Origin of the sequence: Janthinobacterium longum, assembly GCF_051380735.1 — a bacterium.
Taxonomy (GTDB): domain Bacteria; phylum Pseudomonadota; class Gammaproteobacteria; order Burkholderiales; family Burkholderiaceae_D; genus Janthinobacterium.
In genome coordinates this window covers 545943-570036 of record NZ_JBNYXQ010000001.1, presented here as the reverse complement: position 1 = coordinate 570036, position 24094 = coordinate 545943, and the positions used below count along the sequence as shown (strand labels likewise).

The following is a 24094-nucleotide window of genomic DNA, read 5'->3' as shown; positions in this document are numbered from 1 at the left end:
ACTGTCAGTAGCGTTCAGGGCACTACGCGCATCGTGCAGTGCCGCTCGACGCCTGGATTGATTGAAGTGCTGTTCTTAACTGAAGCTGGCCTGCCATGAATGACCATACACCCGCGCGCCCTGCGCGCAAGCCCGTTATCCGCATCTCGACCGGCATCAGCGGTCTTGACAATATCCTGTGCGGCGGCCTGACGGCCCAGCGCGTCTACCTGGTGGAAGGTTCGCCCGGCACCGGCAAGACCACGCTGGGACTGCAGTTCCTGCTCGAAGGCGTGGCAAAGGGTGAGCCTGGCCTGTACATCACGTTGTCGGAAACGGCGGACGAACTCGACGCCGTGGCCGAAAGCCATGGCTGGAGCATGGACGGCATCAGCATGCTGGAACTTGCCAACGACAACTCGCTGGATCCGGACGCCCAGCAATCGGTGTTCCATCCGTCGGAAGTGGAACTGGGCGAGACCACCAGGAGCGTGATGGAGCGGGTCAATACCTTGAAGCCGCTGCGCGTGGTGTTCGACAGCCTGTCCGAAATGCGCTTGCTGGCGCAAAACCCGCTGCGCTACCGGCGCCAGATACTGGCGCTGAAACAGTTCTTTTCCGTGCGCGACTGCACCGTGCTGCTGCTGGACGACAAGTCGAACACGCCGGACCAGCAATTGCACAGTATTGCTCATGGCGTCATCAGCCTGGAACAGATTGCCCAGGAGTTCGGCAAGGAACGGCGCCGCGTGAATGTCATCAAGATGCGCGGCACCAAGTTTCGCGGTGGCTACCATGACTACATCATGGAAACGGGCGGCCTGAAAATCTTCCCGCGCCTGGTTGCCGCCGAACACAACCGTGATTTTGTCGCCCATGTCAGTTCGACCGGCTCCAGCGCCTTTGACGAGCTGCTCGGCGGCGGCCTGGCGTCCGGCACCAATACCCTGATCGTGGGCCCGTCCGGCATAGGCAAGACCACGATGTCGGTGCGCTGCCTGCTGTCGGCCCTGGAACGGGGCGAAAAGGCGGCGTTCTATCTGTTCGATGAAGGCCTGGCCACATTTTTCTCGCGTTCGGCTTCCTTGCAGATGAACTTGCTGGCCTACGCAGACAGCGGCCAGCTGGCGATCCACCATATCGACCCGGCCGAACTGGCGCCGGGCGAGTTTGCCCACATGCTGCGCGATTCGGTCGAACAGTCAGGCGTGCAATTCATTGTGATCGACAGCCTGAACGCCTATCTGCAGGCGATGCCGGGTGAACATTTCCTGACCCTGCAGATGCACGAACTGCTGTCCTACCTGAATCAGCAGGGTGTGACCACCGTGCTGGTGCTGGGCCAGCATGGCATGATCGGCGAAGTGCGCTCCGACGTGGACCTGAGCTACCTGAGCGACACCACCGTGCTGCTGCGTTTTTTCGAATCGAACGGCAAACTGCGCCGCGCCATTACCGTCCTCAAGAGCCGCACCAGCAACCATGCGCTGACCATCCACGAACTGACGCTGGGCCCGGGCGGGATTGCCATCGGTGGTGCACTCGAAGGGTTTGAAGGCATCCTGACTGGCGTGCCAACCTATCACGGCGTCACACCCATGATGGTGGCGGGACCCGATGATGCGCGATAACGGCGGACTTGACGAGCGTATCCTGATCCTGGCGCCGCACGGACGCGACGCCGAAGTGATCCACCAGGTGCTGGCGCGCAGCGGCTTTGGCTGTGGCGCGGTGGCCGGTTGCGATGCGATGGTGGCCCAGTTGCAGTGCGGTGCCGGCGCCTGTGTGATTGCCGAAGAGGCCTTGCACGATTCCAGCGTGGTCGCATTGCTGGACTGGCTGCGCACGCAGGAGCCGTGGTCCGACTTTCCCTTCGTGGTGCTCATTTCCAAGCAAAGTGGCAGCACCCCGCAAGCGGCGCGCAGCACCTTTGACCAGCTGGGCAATGTCATCTTGCTGGAACGGCCCCTGAATGCCGAAACCCTGCGCAGCGCCGTTGCCTCGGCCTTGCGCGGCCGCAAGCGCCAGTACGAGGCGCGCAAGATCCTCGCTGAGCGAATGCGGGTGGCGGAAAGCCTGCGAGAGAGCAGGGCCCAGCTGCTGCAGCTCAACGAGACGCTGGAGTCGCGCATCGAAGAGCGCACGCGCGCCCTGGCCCAGGCCAATGACCGCCTGATGAATGAGGTGATGGAGCGGGAGCGGGTGCAGCTGGCCATGGTGCAGCTGCAAAAGATGGAGGCAGTAGGGCGCCTGACGGGTGGCATTGCGCACGACTTCAACAACCTGCTCAATGTAATCCAGGGCAGCATGGACCTGATTTTGTATCAATCCAAGGATGAGAACGCCCGCCGCAAGGCGGAGGTGGCACGCCGTGCCTGCGAACGCGGCGGCAAGCTGACCAGCCAGTTGCTGGCATTTTCACGCAACCAGCGCCTGAACCTGCGCGCTACCGATATGCGCACTTTGTTCGACGGCGTGCGCGAACTGATGGCGACCTCGCTCGGTTCTGGCGTGCAGCTGGTTTTCGATATTGACGCCGATCTGCACTTCGTCATGGCCGACGTCAACCAGATGGAGATGGCTCTGCTGAACCTGGCCATCAACGCACGCGACGCCATGCCCAGTGGCGGCAAGCTGCTGGTGCGCGCCAGCCTGGCCGAGGCGCCCGACGGCCTGCTGCCAGCCGGCATGTACTGCCTGATCGCCATCACCGATGACGGCCAGGGCATGGACCCGGCGATCGTTGCCAAAGTGTTCGAGCCGTTCTTCACCACCAAGGCGATCGGCAAGGGCACCGGGCTGGGCCTGAGCCAGGTGTATGGCATGGCCCAGCAGTCGGGCGGCACTGCGCGCGTGCTCAGCGAGCAGGGTGTCGGTACCACGATTGAAATCTGGCTGCGGCTGGCCGAGCACGCGCAGCAGGCAGAGGAAGCCGAGCCTGTGCAGGCACCCGCCCTGTCCGGCGCCGGGGCGCGCATTCTGGTGGTCGAAGACGATAACTCGGTGCGCCAGTCCATGGTCGAGTCGCTTGAAGCGCTCGGCTACAGCGTCAGCCAGGCGCAGGATGGCCATGCAGGCCTGCACGAACTGCGCCGCGACAAGCCCAGCCTGATGATCACCGATTACCTGATGCCGGGCATGACCGGCGCTGAACTGGTGGCGATTGCCAATCGCGAGTTTCCCGGCCTGCCGATGATTATTGCTACCGGCTATGCCGACATGGAGGCGATCGACCGCGTGATCGGCAGCAATACGGTGCTGCGCAAGCCGTTCCAGCTGGCTGACCTGGCGGCCACGGTAAGCCAGGCACTGGCGCGGCAGGCAGGATTGCCCGCATGAGCGAAATCGTGGCTGCCGGCGACCTGATCGTGCCGTCTGGCACCGAGCGCCAAAAAATTTTCCACCTGCTCAAAAAAGTGAGCTCGGTGACTGCCTGGCGCCGTAATTACGGGTTCTACCAAGCCTGGGCCGACGTGACCAAGGCCAGCCTGCAGGAGGCGACGCGGCAGGGCTGGGCGCTGGAAACTTCGCTGCCCGCTTCGACACTGGCGTATGTGCAGGGCGGGCTGGCGGCGTTCGGCAATGCCATGGCGCGGCTGGAAGAGCGCAACTTCAAGAACTTTGAAAACCCGTGTTTTCTCGAACTGAGCGATGCGTGCAAGCGCCTTGCCATTCAATTGAGCGTACTGCGCCGCGTGGACGAAGGCGAAAACGGCATTAACGAAGCCCGTACGCCGTACTGGCAAGAGTACTGCCAGGCCATGCACGATGCCTGCGATGCCTGGCAGGAATGCTCGATGCATCTGTTCGAACGCGATTATTTTGCCGGTGGCATGTGGTACTACCACCGCTGGCTGAAAAACGATATGCCACTGATGCACTTTCCTGTTGATATGGAAATGGTGCCAGATCCTGCCGTCAACCGCCTGGTCCGCGCGAATGGTTTTGTTCCTTGCGCCGGCATATGGGAGCCGGTTGCTGCCCCGGCTACCCGGTTTGTCGACCGTTTTGCCGGCGCATGGAAGCCTGCGGCACCCTTTACGGTGGTCGGACCGATGAACTATTTCGTGCGCGGCGCCTGTGCTCCCGGCCTGGTTGTGCAAACCGGCAGCGACAGCGACGATGCCGGCGAAAAACTGCACCTGGCGTGGCGCCTGCTGTGGCAGGAGGACCGCTACACCGACGGCACCGTGCCTGAAGTAGAGGCGCACTATCAGTTCCTCGAGCCGGACCGTTCGCGTCCGAAGGCGTCGGCCACTGAAGCGCCCGATGGCGTGGTATGGGCATGGAGCGGCGCGGCCGCACCGGCCAGCGGAACCTGGCTGATCGAGGCGTATCCCACCATCAGACAGGTGCGGAAAAAAGGCCAGCGCATGGCGTTTTCACAAGGAGAGTCGGTGCGCTGGATATTGCTGCGGCCAGAGCCATAAATGCGTCTTCCGGGTAGAATCTGCACTGAATATTCCTGCTGCCACCACGCAAATGAACGACAAAATACCATGATACTGACACGCAAACAAACGGCCCTCTCGCTCAGCCTTCTGATCTGCGCCTCTGCCCACGCCGGCTCCCCCGATGGCTTGAACATCGCCGCCATCGGCGACAAGTCTGCCCTGGTGTACGCCAATTCCGTGAAGCAGTTTTTTATCGACTACACAGCCGATGGCATCGAGTGTGGTGACTATGCCTTGCGCCTGCAAAATGTGCACACCAACGATTTGCCGCCGTCGCTGGGCAGCGAACTGGCCTTGGGCGCTGTCAGTAATCAGGCCAAACACAAGAAGCTGGGAAAAATCCTGACCGGTTTTCGCAGCAAGGCCCTGCCGCATGGCTACGACGGCGCGCTGGCTTACGAGGTCAGGGGTGGACAATTGCGCATGTACGGCATTTCCGGAGCGGCCGACGAAAAGGTTGTGGTAGTGGCCCTGCCCGTGAGCGAGGCGAGCAAGCAGAAAAAATTCAATCTCGCTGCCTGCAAGGCGCTGGCCAGTTTGCCGGTGCTGGCGCAGCCTTGAGGCATCAGCCTGGTCAGTCCAGCAGGCCGGCCGGCGTGCGCGGCGACGACATCAGCTGGCGAAACGCCGCCCAGTGCTGCTCGCGCGTCGTGCCCTGGCGTTCGACCCAGGCCTTGGCCATGTCCTGGCCCAGGTTGTAGTTGATCACGTAGGCTTTCATCTCGTCGTAGAACTGCAGCCGCTGCGGCGCTTTTTCCGCCGGATACAGGCGCACGTTGACCAGCCATTCCACCGCTTCTTCCTTGTCCAGCTTGCCTTCCAGGTACTGGCGCGCGATATCGTTGTCGGCATAGGCCAGCTTCGCCAGCAGACGGTTCAGTTCCAGGTAGCGCGGCGCCAGCGCGGGGTCCAGCCCCGCCAGCGGAAACAATACCTGCTGTTCGAAGGCCAGCCGCTCGTCGTCGGTAAAGCACAGTTCGATGCCATGGTTGGCCGTGCCTTCGGCGATCAGCGATTGCGGCGAAAACAAAGGATAGACGCAGTATTCCATCCAGCCCTTGCCGCGCACCAGGTCACGCTCGAGCAGCACGTTATACACATGGTGGCCCGGATAGGCTTCGTGGCAGCCCAGGTCCACGGCGCGGTCGATATAGATAGGCAAATCGGTATTGATCTGGATCACGCTCTGGTAATTGCCCTTGTACCAGTTGTAGCCGCTCCAGGACTTGTCGGTGACAAATTCGAGCACGAAGTCTTCCTCGGGAGGCAGCGCAATACGGCGCAGCGTGCGTTCGCGGCCAGCCGCGATGGCGGCCTGCATGACCGCTTGCAGGCGCTCGGGCGCAATCACGAACTGCTGGCGAAATTGCTGCACCCGTTCGCTGACCGTCCCACTGCCGGGCAGGAGGCCGGCTACCTGCGCAACGATGGCTTCATACCAGGCGCGCGTGTGATGGGGCGACACGGCATCGTAGAGCAGCGCACTTTCTTCGTCAAAGCCCAGTGTTGCGCCACCGAGCAGCGCCACCCTGGCCTGCATCGACAGCAACTGCGTGCGCAGATTGGTGGCGCGCAACCGCGTTTCCTCGTCAGCGCTCACTTCGCCGCCATCCAGCTGCGCCAGCACTGCGGCGATATCCCTGGATATCTGCGGCAGCGACAGTGGGTTAGCGGCAGCATCCTGCCATGCCGGCGGGCCGTAATATGCGTCGACATAGGATGGATCATGCTGGCCGATGGCCAGTACCAGATGCACATAACGTTCTGCAATATCGGAAAGGGAAGCGGGCATGTAGGCAACGGAAAAGGGCAGGGAAGACCAGTATAGCAGCGCCGTGCTGTTGTAAATGGGACGATCGCCTGCTGCCGCCCATGTTGCATGCCCTTTTTATCAGGGAGGTGAATAACTGGTATCTGAAATCGAAAGTGGCTTTATATCTTGAAACGCTTATGATGATATTGCACTGCACCAAATACCGCATACTTCAGGAGTCTTCCATGTCGCACACCACCTTGCCAGCACTGACCGTTTTCTCTTTCAACAGCCTGTCCGGCGCCTTTGAGAAGGCAGCATCGGCAGTGCAAGCAGTGATGCTGCGTCTGCACAACGCGGTCGCCAACGGCATCGAAGAACGCGTGCGTGAAGAACAGGATGCGGACCTGGCCGAAGCCACCGACCGCTATGACCTGGAATTCCGCATGCGCAAGCAGGACCGTTCGGGCGGCGGCAGCTACTGGAGCAATGGCTTCAATCGCTGATAGCTCGCTGACACGCGCGCCGATACCGCTGCGACAAGTTGAAAAGCTCCGTACCTGCTTGCCAGTTACGGAGCTTTTTTACATCATCGCTGCATCACATTGGGCCGCGCTTGCGGCGACACGGGTAGCGTGCCGCTGCGTCCCGGCGCGAATGACGCCTCGGTCGTGCCTTTTACCGGCACGGCGTTCTTGCGCAGCTTGGACACTTGTGCGGCAGTAGCTGCTCTGCCGTGGTTGCCCCAGCTGGTCTGGATAAAGCTGACGACGTCGGCAATCTGCTGGTCATTCAGCGTGCTGGCGTAGCCGCCCATCACCAGTGCCGAGGGCGCCGTATGGGTGGCCGGCACCACGCCGCCCGACAGCACGATATTGATGGCCGAGGTCGGATCTGCCGTCTGCAGCACCGCATTGCCGGCCAGCGCGGGGAAGGCCCTGCCGTAGCCCTTGCCGTCCGAGCGGTGGCAGCCGGCGCAGTTGTTCAGGTACAGCTGCGCGCCGGTGGTGTCGACCTTGCCCGCAAACAGCGCCTTGGCGATCTTGTCATCGCCGACAAAAGGCGGGGCTTTGGCATTCGCGGGCGGCAGTGATTTCAGGTATTTCGCGATGCTGGACAGATCATCCTTGTTCATGAACTGCATCGAGTGGGCGACCACGTCGTTCATGGCGCCAAACGAGGCACTGTGGCTGTTGCGGCCGGTTTTCAGGAACTCGGCGATATCGGCTTCGCTCCAGCGCGCCAGGCCACCACCGTGTTCGTTGCGCAGCGATGGTGCGACCCAGCCGTCGATGGCGGCGCCGCCTGCCAGGTAGGCGCTGCCGTCAAGTTCGCTCAGGGCTTTTTCCTGCATGCCGACGCCGCGCGCCGTATGGCAGGCGCCGCAGTGGCCCAGGCCCTGCACCAGGTAGGCGCCGCGCAGCAATTGCTGGTCACCCGCCGTTGCCGTTGGCACATACGGCGCCGGTGTCGGTGCGAACACCCAGCGCCAGATGGTGAGCGGAAAGCGCATCGACAGCGGCCATGGAATATCCGAGCTGCGGTTCGGTGACGCGTTGGCCGGCACGCCATGCATCAGGTAGGCATACAGGGCGCGCATGTCGGCATCGCTGAGGCGCGAATACGAAGGGTAGGGCATGGCCGGGTAGACCGTGTAGCCCTGCTTTGTCACGCCGGTACGCATCAGCTTGTCGAAGTCCTCGAAACTCCAGTTGCCGATGCCGTGTTCTTTGTCTGGCGTGATATTGGTGGAATACACCTTGCCGATCGGTGTCGCCATGCCGAGGCCGCCCGCGTAGGGTTTGCCTTGCGGCGCCGTGTGGCAGGCGATGCAGTCGCCGGCGCGGGCCAGGTATTCGCCCTGCTTGATCAGTTGCGCATCGGCCGGGGCTGCATGGCTGCCAGCGGAGAGCAGCAGCGACAGGGCGGCAAGCCAGCGTTGTGTGTGTTTTTTCATGGGGCGCTCCTTACGCGGCGACCAGCGGTCGCGGGTCTTTCAGATATTGTTCGCGCACGGCCTTGGCGCACCAGTAGGTCAGGGCGGCGGCCAGGCCGGTCGGGTTGTAGCCGATGCCGACCGGGAACACGCTCGAACCGACCACGAACACGTTCGGCACATCCCAGCTTTGCAGGTAGCGGTTGACGACGCTGGTGCGCCGGTCCGTGCCCATGGCCGTGCCGCCGGCCCAGTGAGTGGTCTGGTAGTTGCGCAAATCGAGGCGGTCGCCAAAGTTTTTCACCGACACGTGGATCGATTTCGGCTTCATGGCTTTCGCCACGTCGGTCATTTTGTCCGTTACGTAGCGGCTCATCTTGATGTCGTTGTCCTTCCAGTCGAAGGTGAAACGCAGCAGTGGCTGGCCGAATACGTCGGTGTAGGTCGGGTCGAGGTCGACATAGCAGTCGCGGTAGACCATATTGGCGCCGTGCACGTCGAACGAGACGGTATTGGTGTAGTTGTCCTTGACGGCTTTTTTCCAGCTCGAACCCCAGGCCGGCGTGCCGTCCGGTACCGGGATGCCGGCAATCGGCTTGACACCGGCCGGGTTGCACCAGGCGGGCGAGCCGCCGACAAAGCCCAGCGGGCCATGGTCGAAATTGTCGCCGTTATAGTCGTCGACTGCCACGCCATTGCCGCCCGAACCGATAAAGCCGTTGGTATTCTTGCCCGGCTCGAAGAACATCTGCACGGTGGACATGGTCTGGTAGGCGATATTGCGCCCGACCACGCCTTCGTTGCTGACCGGGTCATACGGCTTGCCGATGCCCGACACCAGCAGCAGATGGGCATTGTTGTAGGCAAAGGTACTGGCGATCACCAGGTCAGCCGGCTGTTCGACCGTCTTGCCGTCCGCGTTCACGTAAGTGACGCCGGTAGCTTTCTGCTTGCTGCCGTCGAGGTTGATGCGCAGCACATTGCAGTTGGCGCGCAGTTCGAAGTTGGCGGCCAGGCGCAGCGCCGGCATGATGTTGACTTGCGGGGAAGCCTTGGAATAGTTGTAGCAGGCAAAACCGGAACAGAAGCCGCAGAAATTGCACGGCCCCATCTGGCAGTTGTACGGGTTGGTGTATGGCTGCGATGCATTCGAAGACGCTGCCACGAAGGGGTTCAGGCCCACTTCCTTTGCGGCCAGGTGGAACAGGTGCGCGGTGTACGGTACTTTTTGCGGCGGCAGCGCAAAATTGTCGGAGCGGTCCGCTTCATAGATATTGCCGTCGCCAACGATCTTGCCCTTGACCTTGTAGGCCTGGCCCGAGGTGCCAAACACCTTTTCCACGAAGTCGAAATGCGGTTCCAGCTCTTCGTAGGTGACGCCGAAATCCTGGATCGTCATGCCTTCGGGAATGAACTTCTTGCCATAGCGCTTTTCGTAATGGCTGCGCAAGTTCAACTCTTCCGGCAGCACGCGCCAGTGCTGGCCCGACCAGTGCAGGCCGGCGCCTCCCACGCCCGTACCGGGCTTGAAGGCGCCGATCTGGCGATACGGCACGGCGATGCCCTTGACCTCGTGGCGGAAGGTAAATGAGCTCTTCGACATGTCCTGGAAGATCTTGCTGCGCTGGATATAGGTCAGTTCGTCCAGCGTTTTCGGGTAGGCGCCGTCGGGATAGGTGTCGCGGTAGGGGCCGCGTTCCAGGGCCAGCACGTTCAGGCCCGCTTCCGTCAATTCCTTGGCCATGATGGCGCCGGTCCAGCCGAAGCCGACGATGACGACGTCGACCGGTTTCAATGTAATGTCTGCCATGGTGTGTCCTTATGCGATGGAGGCGGGTGGCAGCGGGTACTTGACGCCGTATTGTTCGACCCAGTCCATATAGTCGGCGCGCGCGCCCGGGAAATTGATCATGCGCCAGGCCGCCATGTCCTTGTTGCCGCCATGGGCCGGGTCGCAGAAATAGCCTTCGCGCGTGTTTTGCAGCAGCTGCTTGAAGAACACGGTGGCCGGAACTTCGCCGATGGGCAAGCTGCCTTTTTCCAGTTCGCTGATCAGGGCATCGCGCTGCGCCACGGGCAGGTCGGTATAGGCCTTGCCGGTCTTGCGCTGTACGGCTTGCGCAAAGCCGGGCAGGGCGCTGCGGTACAGTTCGCGCGGCGCCATATGGAACTGGTAGCCGAATTCTTCCGGCGAGGGCACGAATGGCGGCTGCATGAACCACAGCTTGCCGTAGGCATAAGGCGTGTTCATTTGCAGGTCGATGAATTCGTGGACGCCGGCCTGCAGCGCGCCGGGACCTTCGGCATCGGCCGGGATCAGGCGGTCGACCAGCGCGCACAAGGTGGCCCATTCGGCGGCGTTGAAGTACGTGGGCTGGTACGATTTGGCTTGTCCGTCGCCGGTGGCCAGCACGGTGCCGGCCGTGCCGATGGCGCCGACCGCGGCTGCGACCGGCACGGCGACAGCCGCCTTGCGCAGGAAATTGCGTCTCTGCGGAGAGATGCCGATGACTTTCATGTAATGCTCCTATGGCTGTATGGCTGGGAGGGGGTCTTGCATGATAACATTTTCAGGCATGTATAGTACATGAATGAAATAATTGCTCGTGCGTATGTTTAACTCAAACGGTACAGGGCTGTCGAGACTCGCCTGGCTATTAAAGCAGGCTCGACAGTACAAGCATATGGCAAAAGGATAGGGACGAGCGCCGGGTTGGCGGTTGAAGGTTAGTGGTGAGGTAAAGTAAAGGTTGGGGTCAGACCCGGCGGATCTGACCCCTGATTTTCGCTGCGAACTGCTAGTTAGAACTCGACGATGCGTCGCTCGCGCAGTGCTTGCGTCATGGCGATCGCCAGCCGTGTTGCTTCTGTCGCGTCATTCAAGGTCAGCGACAGGGTACGCCGGCCCAGCGCCGCGTCGGTAAATTCCTGCGCCTCGATCAGAAAGGCGTCGGCAAAGCGGGCGTAGAAGTCGGGCGTGCACTCATTGCGCACGCCATGCAGGTCCGAAATCTCGACGCGGTTCAGGCGCGGATTGCTGCCCACGCTGAGGCGCCCTTTGGTGCCGAACACTTCCGTCAGCGTTTCATGGCCGTGCGCCAGGGTGCGCGAGGCCATGAAAGTGGCCATGCTGCCGTCGGAAAATTCGACCGTGCCCAGGCCATTGTCAACGTCGCCGAATTCCTGCAGGCCCTTGTGGATGGCGTTGGTGCCGCTGGCGTACACGCGGGTGGGCGTCGGGTTGCCCAGCAGCCAGCGCGCCAGGTCGATATCGTGCACGCTGCAATCGAGAAAGATGCCGCCGCTGGTCGGTGCAAAGCGCATGAAAGCGCCGCTGGGGTCATTCTGGTCGCAGGTTTGCGAGCGCACCAGATACGGCTTGCCGATCAGGCCCTGGGCGATCTTTTGCTGCGCGTCATGGTAGCTGGCGTCGAAACGGCGCACGAAGCCGATCATGGTCGTCAAGTGCGGATGGTGCGCCGCTTCCGCTTCCACCTTCAGGCAGTCGGTCAGGTCCAGCGACAGCGGCTTTTCGCAAAACACGTGCTTGCCGGCGCGCAGGGCGGCGATGATCTGGTCAGGGTGCATGGAAGTGGGCGTGACGAGGAATACGGCGTCCAGGCCCGGGTGGGCCAGCAGCGCGTCATAGTCGGCATAGCCGGTGGTGATGCCCAGTTCGCGTGCGGCCCAGTCCAGCTCGGCAGGTACAGGGCTGCAGGCGGCGACGACGTCGGCGTTCGGCACGCGCTGCACCAGGTTGATGGCGTGGCGCTGGCCCAGCCGGCCCAGGCCGACGATGCCGATTTTTAATGTTGGCGATGACATATGCTCTCCTGGCGCTTACAGGGTAACGACGCGCTGTTCGCGCCACGACAGGCTTGCCGCTTCGGCCAGCTCCAGTGCCTTCAGGCCGTCTTCAACCGTGGTGCGTAGTGGCGTGCCATTGCACAGCGCATCGAAAAAGTGCGCCATTTCCTGGGCGTAGGCAACGCGGTAGCGTTCGAGGAAAAAGTCTTCCGGTTTGTCCACGCTGACATTGACCGCGCCATAGGCCGTCACTTCGGTCGGCTTGTGGTTGCCCGCCTGCAGCATCCCTTTGCTGCCCAGCACTTCGAAGCGCTGGTCGTAGCCATAGGCGGCGCGGCGCGTGGCATTGATCTGGCACAAGCGGCCCGAGACGGTGCGGATGGTCACCACCGCCGTATCGAGGTCGCCGGCCTCGCCGATGGCCGGATCGACCAGGCAACTTCCGGTGGCGTGCACGCTGACGGCGGCGTCGTCCAGGATCCAGCGGAAGATATCGAAGTCGTGTATCAGCATGTCCTTGAAGATGCCGCCCGATACCTTGATGTAGCTAACCGGCGGCGGGCCGGGGTCGCGGCTGGTGACCACCAGCACCTCCGGCGTACCGATTTCACCGGCGTCGATGCGTTTTTTCAGGGCATGGAATGTGGGGTCGTAGCGGCGCTGGAAGCCCAGCATGCACAGCACGCCGGCCTCCTTGACGGCGGCGGCGCAGGCGCGCGCGCGCTCCAGCGTCAGGTCGACCGGCTTTTCGCAAAAGATGGCCTTGCCGGCAGCGGCCGAGCGCAGTATCAGGTCGGCGTGGGTGTCGGTGCTCGACGCGATCACGACCGCCTTGACCTCCGGGTCGGCCAGCGCCGCTTCGACTGACGCGCTGCTGCCGCCATGGACGGCGGCCAGCGCGGCGGCCGCTTCGGCGTTGACGTCGACCACGTACTTGAACTGTACGCCGGCCTGAGAGGCCAGGTTGGCGGCGTGGATTTTGCCGATGCGGCCGGCGCCAAACAATGCTACTTGGATCATCTGTGTCTCCTGTTTTGGGGTGGTTCGTCTCGCAATAATTATAAGAGCGATTTCAAAAAAACAGAAACAATTTTCTATTTGAAAAATTCTTGAAAATTTCATTGCGTTTGCCGTAAGCCTGGACTAATCTATGCGCAGTGCACCGGACTGCATGCCGTAACGGTCGAGCAAGCCGGTGTCACCCTTCATCAAAAGCTGACAACTATAAAAATTAATCCATCTAGGAGACATTCATGTATAGCATCAAGAGCAAGGGTTTGTTGAAATGCCTGGCCATCGCTGCCATCGGCGCCAGCCTGGGATTGAGCAGCGGCGCCAGCTATGCGGCGGGCGAAAAATTCGTGATGGTCAGCCATGCGCCGGACTCCGATTCCTGGTGGAATACCATCAAGAACGCCATCAAGCAGGCCGGCGAAGACTTCAATGTCACGGTCGACTACCGTAATCCGCCGAATGGCGACCTGGCCGACATGGCGCGCCTGATCGAGCAATCGGCGGCGCGCAATTACGATGGCCTGATCGCCGATATCGCCGACTTCAGCGTGCTGCAAAAACCGCTGGGCACGGTGGTGGCGAAAAAAATCCTGCTCGTCACCATCAATTCGGGCACCCTGGCGCAAAGCGAACAGCTGAAAGCCATCATGCACGTCGGCCAGCCCGAGTATGACGCCGGCCTGGGCGCCGGCAAGCGCGCCAAGGAAGCGGGCATCAAGTCCTTCGTGTGCGTGAATCACTATGCGATGAATGCCTCATCGTTCGAACGCTGCCGCGGCTTTGCCGATGCGCTGGGGGTCGACTTCAAGTCGTCCACGCTGGACACCAACGGCGTTGATCCTGGCGTGATCGAAAGCAAGGTCAGCGCCTATTTGCGCAGCAATCCGAAAACCCAGGCCGTGCTGGCACTGGGACCGGATTCGGCGCCGCCGGCCATGCGCGCGGTGGAAAAAATGGGCTTGAAAGGCAAGATGTATTTCGCCACGTTTGACTTGTCGGAAGAGATCACCAAGGGCATCAAGGATGGCAGCATCCAGTTCGCGATCGACCAGCAACCTTACCTGCAAGGCTATATTCCGGTCGCCGTGATGGCCATCATGAAGCAGCAGAAGATCACCGACCTGGCCAAGGTCAAGGAGATCCTGATCGCCAATCCCAAATACCAGGCGCGCCTGGCCGAATATGGCCTGACCCCGATCTACGGCCCGCGCCATATCAGTTCCGGCCCCGGTTTCGTCACCAAGGACAACATTGCCAAGGTCGAGAAGTACGCCGGGCAATTCCGCTAATCCAGACTTTGCCAGCGGCCCGCAGCGTATCGCTGGAGGGCCGGTTCCAGCGCCGCGCCACCCGCGTGGGCGGCGCGTAGGATGCGCACGCCTTGCGTCCGTATTTCTGGCAAACAAGTAACTGAAAGGACATCACATGACTGCGCTCAAATCCAGCCTGGCCGCCCCAGGCGTGACCCCGGCCCCGAAGCAGGCTGCGCCTGCCGCCGACGAACGGGTTGGCCAGACCAGCCGCGCCAGGCAACTGTTCGGCCGGCCCGAATTCGCTTCCATCTCCGGCACGGTGCTGGTATTTGCCTTCTTTATCATTACCGCCGGCGACTCCGGCATGTTCAACCTTGACGGCGTGGTCAACTGGATGCAGGTCGCGTCCTATCTGGGCATTATCGCCATCGGCGCCTGCCTGTTGATGATCGCCGGTGAATTCGACCTGTCGATCGGCTCCATGATCGGCTTTGCCGGCATGATGATCGCCATCCCCACGATTTATTTCCATTGGCCGCTGTGGGCCGCCATCGTGTTCGCATTTGCCGGTTCGATGGCACTGGGCTGGCTGAACGGCTATATCGTCATCAAGACGCGCCTGCCTTCGTTTATCGTCACCCTGGCTTTTTTGTTTATCCTGCGCGGCCTGACCCTGGCGCTGTCGATCATGTTTGCCAACCGCACCATCGTCAGCGGCGTGGGCGACCTGGCCGCCAACGACTGGCTGGCAAGCTTGCTGTTCCAGGGTAACGTTGCTACCGGCCTGTTCCACTGGCTGGGCGCGCACGGCTGGATCGCCGTACTCGACGACGGCTCGCCGCTGGTCAAGGGCATCCCGAAAGTGATCGCCTGGTGGGCCGTGCTGGCCGGCGCCGCCTCCTTCGTGCTGTCGCGTACCCGCTTCGGCAACTGGATGTTCGCCGTTGGCGGCGACGCCAACGCGGCCAAGAACGTCGGCGTGCCGGTGCGCAAGGTCAAGATTTCGCTGTTTGTCTTTACCGCCTTCTGCGCCTGCCTGTTTGCTACCTTGCAGGTGTGCGACATCGGTTCGGCCGCCGCCGACCGTGGCATGCAAAAAGAATTCGAAGCCATTATCGCGGCCGTCATCGGCGGCGCCCTGCTGACCGGCGGCTACGGCTCGGTGGTTGGCGCCTGCTTCGGCGCGCTGATCTTCGGCGTGGTGCAGATCGGCATCACCTACACCAATATCAATTCGGACTGGTTCCGCGTGTTCCTCGGCGTGATGCTGCTGATCGCGGTGCTGTTCAATAACTTTGTACGCTCACGCGTCACGGAATCGAGGTAAATCATGAGCGAGCATATTCTTGCGCTGGAAAACGTCAGCAAACGTTTCGGCTCCGTGCTGGCGCTGCAGAACATCACCATGCGCTTGCGCGAGGGGGAGGTTCATTGCCTGCTCGGCGATAACGGCGCCGGCAAGTCGACCCTGATCAAGACCCTGGCCGGCGTGCACAAGCCGACTGAAGGCCAGTATCTGGTCGACGGCAAGCCGGTGGTGTTCAATTCACCCAGCGAAGCGCTGGACATGGGCGTGGCCACCGTGTACCAGGACCTGGCGCTGGTGCCGTTGCTGTCGGTGGCGCGCAATTTCTTTATGGGCCGTGAGCCGATGAAAAAACTGCTGGGGCTGGTACCGGTGATGGACATCGATTACGCGGCCGAAACGGCGCGCGCCAAGCTGGCCGACATGGGCATCATGGTGCGCGACCCGCACCAGGCCATCGGCACCATGTCGGGCGGTGAAAAACAGTGCCTGGCGATTGCCCGCGCGATCCACTTCGGCGCCCGCGTGCTGATCCTCGATGAACCGACGGCGGCGCTGGGCGTGAAGCAGTCGTTCAATGTGCTCAAGCTGATCTACAAGGCGCGCGAACGGGGCATTTCCGTCATCTTCATTACCCACAATGTGCACCATGCGTATCCGGTCGGCGACTCATTCACACTGCTGAACCGTGGCAAGTCGCTCGGTACCTTCACCAAGGATACGGTGAGCAAGGATGAACTGCTCGACATGATGGCGGGCGGCGCAGAAATGCAAACGCTTATGAGCGAACTCGACGGCGTCACGATTTAAGGATAACCATGAACAACCCCACACAATTTGCCCCGGGCCGTAGCCTGGATGTGATCTGCCTGGGCCGCCTGGCGGTGGACCTGTACGCGCAGCAGCTCGGCAGCACCCTGGAAGACGCCACCAGCTTTGCCAAATACCTCGGTGGCTCGTCGGCCAATATCGCTTTCGGTACGGCACGCCTGGGTCTCAAGTCCGCCATGCTGTCGAAAGTGGGCGACGACCATATGGGCCGTTTCCTGACCGATACGCTGGCGAAAGAGGGCTGCGACGTCAGCCATGTGGGCGTCGACCCTGACCGGCTCACCGCCCTGGTGATGCTGGGCCTCAAGGACAAGGACACTTTTCCGCTGATTTTCTACCGCGAAAACTGCGCCGACATGGCCATCGAGGCGGCATCTGTCGACCAGGCGTTTATCGCAGCGAGCCGCGCGCTGCTGATCACCGGCACGCATTTTTCCACCGCCGCCATGCATGCGGTCAGCACGCAAGCGTTGACCCTGGCCCGCGCAAATAACGTGCGCACCGTGCTCGACATCGACTACCGCCCCGTGCTGTGGGGGCTGTCGGGCAAGGCCGATGGCGAGACGCGCTTTGTCTCGAACGAGGGCGTCACGCAACATTTGCAGGCTATCTTGCCGCAGTTCGACCTGGTGGTTGGCACGCAAGAAGAATGCATGATCGCCGGCGGCGGCCTGGACATCATGGCGTCGCTGCGGGCGATACGGGCCGTGACCCGGGCCACGCTGGTAGTCAAGCGCGGTCCGCTCGGCTGCGCCGTGATCGATGGCGAGATTCCAGCCAACCTCGACGACGCTTTCAACTACCGTGGCGTGCGCGTGGAAGTATTGAATGTGCTGGGCGCCGGCGACGCTTTCCTGTCAGGGTTCCTGAAAGGCTGGCTGCGCGGCGAAGACTACGAGGCCTGCTGCCGCTACGCCAATGGCTGCGGCGCGCTGGTGGTGTCGCGCCACGGCTGTGCGCCGGCCATGCCGTCCACGATTGAACTCGATTACTTCCTGGCCAACGCCGACAAGCTCACCCATCCCGACCAGGATGCGACCCTGGCGCGCTTGCACCGCACGACGGTGGCGCGCAAGCAATGGGATGAACTGTGTGTGTTCGCCTTTGACCACCGCACGCAATTTTTTGAACTGGCGCAACAGGCCGGCGCTGGCGAAGCGGCTATCCCGGCGCTGAAACAATTGCTGGTCAGGGCCGTGGCGCAAACCCGGGAAGCACTGCAACTGTCGGGCAAGACCGGCGTGCTGATCGATGGCCGTTATGGCGTCGATGCGCTCAACGATGCGACCGGGCGCGGCTGGTGGATCGGCCGTCCGGTGGAACTGCCGGGTTCTAATCCGCTGCAATTCGACTGGGGCCGTTCGATCGGTTCGCACCTGATCAGCTGGCCGAAGGAACATGTGATCAAGTGCCTGGTGCAGCTGCACCCGGACGATACGCCCGAAAACCGGCTGGAGCAGGAAGCGCAGATCAAGGGTCTGTACGATGCGGCGCAAATCAGCGGTCATGAACTGCTGCTGGAAATTATCCCGTCCGATGCATTCCCGCAAGACGAACACACCGTGCTGCGCGCCGTCAAGCGCCTGTACAACCTGGGCATCTACCCGGAATGGTGGAAGCTGGAAAGCCTCACCGCTACCCAATGGCAGGCCATCGACGCGCTGGTGCAGGAACGCGATCCGTATTGCCGTGGCGTGGTGCTGCTGGGACTGAACGCGCCGATCGAGCAACTGGCTGCCAGTTTCGAGCAGGCGCGCCACAGCACCACCTGCCGCGGCTTTATGGTCGGGCGCACGATTTTCCAGGAGCCAAGCCGCCGCTGGCTGGCCGGGCAGATCGATGACGCCACCCTGATCGCACAGGTGCGCGCCAACTTCGAACAGCTGATACAGCTGTGGCGACAGACCCGCAACCACCTGGAGCGTGCAGCATGATGTATCAACACAAAACCATACGCTTGACCATGGCGCAGGCGCTGGTGCGCTACCTGGCGGCACTGCGCACGGAAGAGGGCGATGCCCTGTTTGGCGGCGCCTTTGCCATCTTTGGCCACGGCAATGTGGCGGGCCTGGGCGAAGCGCTGTACCAGTATCGCGATACTTTCCCGACCTACCGCGCCCACAATGAACAGGCGATGGCGCATGCGGCGATTGCCTATGCCAAGGCCCATATGCGCCGGCGCATGATGGCGGTGACCAGCTCGATCGGTCCCGGTGCCACCAATCTGCTCACCGCTTGCGCGTTGGCCCATGTGAACCGCTTGCCAGTACTGTTATTGCCAGGCGACGTATTTGTATCGCGTGCGCCCGATCCGGTATTGCAGCAACTCGAAGATCCGGTCGATGGCAGCGTGTCGGTCAATGACGCGTTCAAGCCGCTGTCGCGCTATTTCGACCGCATTATCTATCCGGAACAACTGCTGACGGCACTGCCGCGCGCGATTGCCGCCTTGACTGATCCGGCCGCCTGCGGCCCTGTCACCCTGGCGCTGCCGCAGGATGTTCAGACCATGGCGTATGACTATCCGGAAGAATTTTTTACTCCTCGCGTGGTGCGCTTCCGTGCGCTGCCGCCAGTGCCGTCCGAGCTGGAAGAAGCGACGGATGTATTGAAGAAAGCGACGCAGCCGCTGATCGTTGCTGGTGGCGGCGTACTGTACGGCCAGGCTGGCGCAGCCTTGCGCGCCTTTGCCGAGCGCCATGGCATTCCCGTGGCGGAAACCCATGCCGGTAAAAGTTCCTTGCCGTGGGACCATCCACTGCAGCTGGGGGCGATAGGCGTCACCGGTGCGCCATCGGCCAATGCGCTTGCCAGCCAGGCTGATGTGGTGCTGGCGGTCGGCACGCGCTTGCAGGACTTTACGACCGGTTCCAATTCGCTGTTTGCCAAAGCCGAGCTGGTCAGCCTGAATGTCAACGGTTTTGATGCCCTGAAACGCCGTGGCCTCGGTGTGCAGGCCGATGCGACCCTCGGCCTGCAAGCACTGTCGGCCCTGTTGCAGGACTGGTGCAGCAGCGCTGACTGGAACGAACTGGCACGCCGTGAAGCGGCCGGCTGGCGCGAGACGGTCAGCGCCATTACAGGCAAGCGCGACGTGGCCGGCTTGCCGTACGACGGCGAAGTGATCGGCGCCGTGCAGCGCTCATCGACCACCTCGGCCAGCGACGATATTGTCGTCTGCGCGGCCGGCACCTTGCCGGCCGAGCTGCACAAGCTGTGGCGCACGTCCACCCCCGGTGGCTACCATATGGAATACGGTTATTCCTGCATGGGCTATGAAATCGCCGGCGGCCTTGGCGTGAAGATGGCGAAACCGGCGTCCGACGTGATCGTGATGGTCGGCGACGGCAGCTATCTGATGATGAATTCGGAAATCGCCACCTCGGTCATGCTGGACAAGAAATTGATCATCGTCGTGCTCGACAACCGCGGCTACGGCTGCATCAACCGCCTGCAGCAGGCCTGCGGCAATGCGCCATTCAACAATATGCTGGCCGATTGCCTGCAGGAGGGCGATGGTGCCCCACAGATCGACTTTGCGCTGCATGCGAAGTCGCTGGGCGCCCTGTCCGAACATGTGGACGGCATTGCCGGGCTGGAAGCGGCCCTGGTGCGCGCCCGCGCCGCCAGCCGCACCTATCTGATTTGCATCGATACCGATGACACGCGCACCACGGCAGAAGGCGGTTGCTGGTGGGAAGTGGCAGTACCGGAAGTGTCGACGCAGGAAGGCGTGCGCGCCGCCCGCGCCCGTTATGAACTTGAGCGCCAAGGACAACTGAAATGAACGCACAAACATGGAATGTCAGGATCGGCATCAACCCGATCTCGTGGATGAACGACGACCTGCCGTCGCTGGGCGGCGAAACGCCTTTGGAAACCGCCTTGAAAGAGGGCGCAGAGATCGGCTATGCCGGTTTTGAGCTGGGCAACAAGTTTCCCAAGGAATCGTCCGCCTTGCGCGCCGTGCTCGGTAAATATGACCTGGCCTGCGTGTCGGGCTGGTATTCGGGCCGCCTGGCCAGCCGCTCGGCCGAAGAAGAAATCGCTGCCGTTGGCCCCCATCTGCGCTTGCTGGCCGAGAGCGGTGCCACCGTGATGGTGTATGGCGAAGTGGCCGACGCGATCCAGGGCGAAGCGCGCCCACTCTATAAACGTCCACGTTTCCAGTCGCAGCAACAATGGCAGGCGTATGCCGATAAATTGACGGTATTTGCCAGACATTTGCTGGATCATGGCGTGCGCCTGGCCTACCACCACCACATGGGCGCGTATGTGGAGTCGCCGGCCGATGTCGACCAGTTGATGGCGCTCACGGGTGACGAAGTCGGCCTGCTGTTCGACACCGGCCATATCACCTTTGGCGGTGGCGATGCCCTGACGGTACTGAACAAACATATCGATCGCATCTGCCATGTGCACTGCAAGGACGTGCGGCCGAACGTGATCAGGCTGGCGAGAAACGGCCACTGGAGTTTCCTGCAGGCCGTGATCAACGGCGCCTTCAGCGTGCCCGGCGACGGCAGCATCGATTTCCCGGGCATTCTGGCCGCCTTGTACCGCCATGGCTATGAGGGCTGGCTGGTGGTGGAGGCCGAGCAGGACCCGGCGGTAGCGCCCAGCTACCAGTACGCGAAGATGGGTCACGACTACCTGGCCAAATTGGTCAGGGAAATCCCCACGCTGGCTCGGGCGGCCGCATGAACAGCCTGCTCGTCAAAAGCCGGGCCGGCTCGAAGATCGTCGAGGTCACGCCCGAATCGGCCGGCTGGACCCATGTCGGCTTTGCCGCGCACCGGCTGGCGCCAGGACAGAAGATTGATCTTGCAACCGACAGCCGCGAACTGTGCATCGTGGTCCTGGCGGGCAAGGTTACCGTACAGGCCGGTGACCAGGTCTGGACCGACATCGGCAGCCGCCACAGCGTGTTCGAGGACCGTCCGCCGGCAGCCGTGTATGTACCGCGCGCCATGCAAGTGAGCATTACGGCCAGCACCGATGCCGAAGTGGCGCTGTGCAGCGCGCCGGGTACTACCGACCGTCCGGCCCGCCTGATCGATACGAATACCATGACGCGCTCGGTGCGCGGCAAGGGCGCCAACACGCGCTATGTGTGCGACATCCTGCCGCAGACGGAGGCGGCCGATGGCCTGCTGGTGGTGGAAGTGGTCACGCCATCGGGCCATTCGTCGAGCTACCCGCCGCACAAGCACGACAACGACAATATTCCGCTAGAGAGTTCACTGGAAGAAACCTATTACCACCGACTCAATCCCGAACAGGGCTTTGCCTACCAAAGGGTCTACACCGATGACCGCAGCATCGACCAGGCACTGGCGGTGGAAAACCACGATGTGGTGATGGTGCCGCGCGGCTACCACCCGGTCACCGTGCCCTACGGCTATGACGGCTACTACCTGAATGTGATGGCCGGCCCGAAACGGGTCTGGCATTTTAAAAACGATCCGGCCCATGAATGGCTGATGACAAAATAACGGAGAAAAAATGAGCATCCCGACTATCGGCCACTTTATTGGTGGCAAAGCCATGGCTTCGCGTTCCGAGCGCAGCAGTGACGTCTTCAACCCGGCCACCGGCGCCGTGACCGCCAGGGTTGCGCTGGCAACACCGGGCGAACTGAACGCCGCCGTGGCAGCCGCCCATGCGGCATTCCCGGCCTGGTCGCAAACCTCGCCGCTGCGCCGTGCCCGCGTGATGTTCAAGTTCAAGGAATTGCTGGAGGCCCATTCCGATGAACTGTCCTCCCTGATCACGGCCGAACATGGCAAGGTATTTACGGACGCCAAGGGGGAAGTGACCCGCGGCATCGAAGTGGTCGAGTTCGCCTGCGGCATTCCGCAAATGATGAAGGGCGAATACAGTGAACAGGTGGCTGGCGGCATCGACGCCTGGTCGATCCGCCAGGCGCTGGGCGTGTGCGTGGGCATTACGCCATTCAACTTCCCGGTGATGGTGCCAATGTGGATGTTCCCGATGGCGATTGCCTGTGGCAATACGTTTGTGCTGAAACCGTCGGAGCGCGACCCTTCCGCCAGCCTGCTGCTGGCCAGCTTGCTCACGCAAGCGGGCCTGCCCGATGGCGTTTTCAATGTGGTGCAAGGCGACAAGGAAGCTGTCGACGGCTTGCTGCACCACCCCGATGTGCGCGCCGTCAGCTTTGTCGGTTCGACCCCGATCGCCGAATATATCTACGCCACCGGCTGCGCCCGGGGCAAGCGGGTGCAGGCGCTGGGCGGCGCGAAAAACCATATGGTGGTGATGCCCGACGCCGATATGGCGCAAACAGTGGACGCACTGATGGGCGCCGCCTTTGGTTCGGCCGGCGAGCGCTGCATGGCCATTTCAGTCGTGGTGGCGGTCGGCAATGTGGCCGATCAACTGGTCGAAGCCATGGTGCCGCGCATCGCGGCGCTGAAAATTACCCAAGGCATGGACCTGGCGGCGGAAATGGGCCCGGTGGTGACGCAGGTACACAAGGATAAAATTGCCGGCTATATCGCCACCGGCGTGAAAGAGGGCGCAAAACTGGTGGCGGACGGCCGCGGCTTTGTGCTGCCGGGCCATGAAAACGGTTTTTTCCTCGGCGGCACCCTGTTCGACCATGTCACGCCGGACATGACCATCTACAAGGAAGAGATCTTCGGCCCGGTGCTATGCATCGTGCGCGTGCCCGATTTTGCCACGGCGCTGGACCTGGTCAATGCGCATGAATACGGCAACGGCACGGCGATCTACACGCGCGACGGCAATACCGCGCGCGAATACACGCACCGGGTGCAGGTAGGCATGGTTGGTGTCAATGTGCCGATTCCCGTGCCGATGGCGTTCCACAGCTTTGGCGGCTGGAAACGCAGCCTGTTTGGCGACCACCACGCGCATGGTCCGGAATCGGTGCGTTTCTATACGAAACAAAAGGCCGTCACCCAGCGCTGGCCGGCCTCGACGGCAGCCGGCGCCGAGTTTGCCATGCCGACCCTAAAATAAGACGCTGGTTTGATTCTTGCTTGTTGTAGTGGCAAATCATCAGCCATTGCAGAAGCCCACATGACGTCCAGCCGTATCCCTGCTCATTCTGAGCGTCCCTTGCGCATCGTGGTCGTTAATACGATTGTCGACCACGCTGCGCAGTCGGATAGTACGCTGGCAGCCCAGGCGCAGCGCGGCAATGCCCTGCGTATCGGCCTGCTGGAAGCGGGCTATGACATCATCGCCTCGCTGCCTGCCGACCTCTACCTGCCCGAGCGCATAGGGCAGCTGCAACCCGACCTGATCATTATCGACGCCGAATCGGACGCGCGCGACGTGCTTGAACATATCGTTATCGCCACCCGCGACGAGCGCCGTCCGATTGTGTTGTTCACCGAAGACGGCGCCACTGCCAGCATCGATGCCGCCATGGCGGCCGGGGTGTCGGCCTATATCGTGGCCGGCCTGCAGGCCGAACGCGTCGCGCCGGTGCTGAACGTGGCGCTGTCGCGTTTCCGCCAGGAAGAAAAGCTGCGCGCCGAACTCGATGACACGCGCCACAAGCTGCAGGAACGCAAGGTGATCGAGCGCGCCAAGGGCCTGTTGATGACGCATCATGGCCTGACGGAAGAGCAGGCCTACCAGCGCTTGCGCACCATGGCCATGAACAAGAAACTGAAACTGGCCGAGATTGCCCAGCGCATCCTTGACGTGGAGGACTTGCTGGGATGACATATCGATGCCGACGGGCCAGCTCATTCTGGTGCAACGCAC

General features: G+C 61.9%; 20 protein-coding genes. 14 read left to right on the top strand and 6 right to left on the bottom strand.

Annotated elements, in window-relative coordinates; all coding sequences use genetic code 11:
• The first annotated feature begins 95 nt into the window (after window positions 1–95).
• The 4 genes from ACQ4WM_RS02580 to ACQ4WM_RS02565 all read left to right on the top strand — a co-directional run bounded on the left by ACQ4WM_RS02580 (window position 96) and on the right by ACQ4WM_RS02565 (window position 4994).
• Complete coding sequence (locus ACQ4WM_RS02580; RefSeq protein WP_436545152.1) at window positions 96–1610, top strand: ATPase domain-containing protein; 1515 nt, start codon at window positions 96–98, stop codon at window positions 1608–1610.
• The gene (locus tag ACQ4WM_RS02575) at window positions 1600–3318 is read left to right on the top strand and encodes a response regulator (protein WP_436546190.1); all 1719 of its coding nucleotides are present in this window, start codon (window positions 1600–1602) and stop codon (window positions 3316–3318) included. The genes ACQ4WM_RS02580 and ACQ4WM_RS02575 overlap by 11 nt, the downstream gene beginning before the upstream one ends.
• On the top strand, window positions 3315–4409 hold the full coding sequence (locus tag ACQ4WM_RS02570; RefSeq protein ID WP_436545151.1) for an Imm71 family immunity protein: 1095 nt from the start codon (window positions 3315–3317) through the stop codon (window positions 4407–4409). The genes ACQ4WM_RS02575 and ACQ4WM_RS02570 overlap by 4 nt, the downstream gene beginning before the upstream one ends.
• A gap of 69 nt (window positions 4410–4478) precedes the next feature.
• Entirely contained in the window at window positions 4479–4994 is a 516-nt protein-coding gene (locus ACQ4WM_RS02565; protein ID WP_436545150.1) for a hypothetical protein, read from the top strand.
• Window positions 4995–5007: 13 nt separating this feature from the next.
• On the opposite strand, the gene ACQ4WM_RS02560 is transcribed toward ACQ4WM_RS02565, so the two are convergent.
• Entirely contained in the window at window positions 5008–6225 is a 1218-nt protein-coding gene (locus ACQ4WM_RS02560) for a hypothetical protein (RefSeq protein ID WP_436545149.1), read from the bottom strand.
• A gap of 299 nt (window positions 6226–6524) precedes the next feature.
• On the opposite strand from ACQ4WM_RS02560, the gene ACQ4WM_RS02555 reads away from it, so the two are divergent.
• Window positions 6525–6692 carry a DUF3563 family protein gene (locus ACQ4WM_RS02555; protein WP_436546189.1) on the top strand — a complete coding sequence of 56 codons (168 nt, stop codon included), beginning with the start codon at window positions 6525–6527 and terminating at the stop codon, window positions 6690–6692.
• A gap of 83 nt (window positions 6693–6775) precedes the next feature.
• On the opposite strand, the gene ACQ4WM_RS02550 is transcribed toward ACQ4WM_RS02555, so the two are convergent.
• From ACQ4WM_RS02550 to iolG, 5 genes are all read right to left on the bottom strand, one after another.
• Entirely contained in the window at window positions 6776–8143 is a 1368-nt protein-coding gene (locus ACQ4WM_RS02550) for a cytochrome c (RefSeq protein ID WP_436545148.1), read from the bottom strand.
• 10 nt (window positions 8144–8153) lie between these two features.
• Window positions 8154–9932 carry a GMC family oxidoreductase gene (locus ACQ4WM_RS02545; RefSeq protein WP_436545147.1) on the bottom strand — a complete coding sequence of 593 codons (1779 nt, stop codon included), beginning with the start codon at window positions 9930–9932 and terminating at the stop codon, window positions 8154–8156.
• 9 nt (window positions 9933–9941) lie between these two features.
• The gene (locus ACQ4WM_RS02540; protein ID WP_436545146.1) at window positions 9942–10640 is read right to left on the bottom strand and encodes a gluconate 2-dehydrogenase subunit 3 family protein; all 699 of its coding nucleotides are present in this window, start codon (window positions 10638–10640) and stop codon (window positions 9942–9944) included.
• A 284-nt stretch (window positions 10641–10924) separates the two neighbouring features.
• Window positions 10925–11947: a Gfo/Idh/MocA family oxidoreductase gene (locus ACQ4WM_RS02535; protein ID WP_436545145.1), complete on the bottom strand. Its 1023-nt coding sequence runs from the start codon at window positions 11945–11947 to the stop codon at window positions 10925–10927.
• A 15-nt stretch (window positions 11948–11962) separates the two neighbouring features.
• A complete protein-coding gene (gene iolG, locus ACQ4WM_RS02530) occupies window positions 11963–12949 on the bottom strand; it encodes an inositol 2-dehydrogenase (RefSeq protein ID WP_436545144.1) in 987 nt (328 codons plus the stop codon).
• 233 nt (window positions 12950–13182) lie between these two features.
• On the opposite strand from iolG, the gene ACQ4WM_RS02525 reads away from it, so the two are divergent.
• From ACQ4WM_RS02525 to ACQ4WM_RS02485, 9 genes are all read left to right on the top strand, one after another.
• Window positions 13183–14232, top strand: coding sequence for a sugar ABC transporter substrate-binding protein (locus tag ACQ4WM_RS02525; RefSeq protein WP_436545143.1), 1050 nt, complete (start codon window positions 13183–13185; stop codon window positions 14230–14232).
• Window positions 14233–14368: 136 nt separating this feature from the next.
• On the top strand, window positions 14369–15523 hold the full coding sequence (locus ACQ4WM_RS02520) for an ABC transporter permease (RefSeq protein WP_436545142.1): 1155 nt from the start codon (window positions 14369–14371) through the stop codon (window positions 15521–15523).
• Window positions 15524–15526: 3 nt separating this feature from the next.
• Window positions 15527–16312, top strand: a complete 786-nt coding sequence (locus tag ACQ4WM_RS02515) for an ATP-binding cassette domain-containing protein (protein ID WP_436545141.1) — start codon at window positions 15527–15529, stop codon at window positions 16310–16312.
• 8 nt (window positions 16313–16320) lie between these two features.
• Window positions 16321–18267, top strand: coding sequence for a bifunctional 5-dehydro-2-deoxygluconokinase/5-dehydro-2-deoxyphosphogluconate aldolase (locus ACQ4WM_RS02510; RefSeq protein WP_436545140.1), 1947 nt, complete (start codon window positions 16321–16323; stop codon window positions 18265–18267).
• Window positions 18264–20120 carry a 3D-(3,5/4)-trihydroxycyclohexane-1,2-dione acylhydrolase (decyclizing) gene (gene iolD / locus ACQ4WM_RS02505; protein WP_436545139.1) on the top strand — a complete coding sequence of 619 codons (1857 nt, stop codon included), beginning with the start codon at window positions 18264–18266 and terminating at the stop codon, window positions 20118–20120. Before ACQ4WM_RS02510 ends, iolD begins: the two co-directional genes overlap by 4 nt.
• Window positions 20117–21037: a myo-inosose-2 dehydratase gene (gene iolE / locus ACQ4WM_RS02500; protein WP_436545138.1), complete on the top strand. Its 921-nt coding sequence runs from the start codon at window positions 20117–20119 to the stop codon at window positions 21035–21037. The genes iolD and iolE overlap by 4 nt, the downstream gene beginning before the upstream one ends.
• Window positions 21034–21828: a 5-deoxy-glucuronate isomerase gene (gene iolB / locus ACQ4WM_RS02495; RefSeq protein ID WP_436545137.1), complete on the top strand. Its 795-nt coding sequence runs from the start codon at window positions 21034–21036 to the stop codon at window positions 21826–21828. The genes iolE and iolB overlap by 4 nt, the downstream gene beginning before the upstream one ends.
• Window positions 21829–21838: 10 nt before the next feature.
• Entirely contained in the window at window positions 21839–23338 is a 1500-nt protein-coding gene (locus ACQ4WM_RS02490) for a CoA-acylating methylmalonate-semialdehyde dehydrogenase (protein WP_436545136.1), read from the top strand.
• Between the two features lie 60 nt (window positions 23339–23398).
• Window positions 23399–24052 carry an ANTAR domain-containing response regulator gene (locus ACQ4WM_RS02485; RefSeq protein WP_436545135.1) on the top strand — a complete coding sequence of 218 codons (654 nt, stop codon included), beginning with the start codon at window positions 23399–23401 and terminating at the stop codon, window positions 24050–24052.
• Window positions 24053–24094 lie beyond the last annotated feature (42 nt).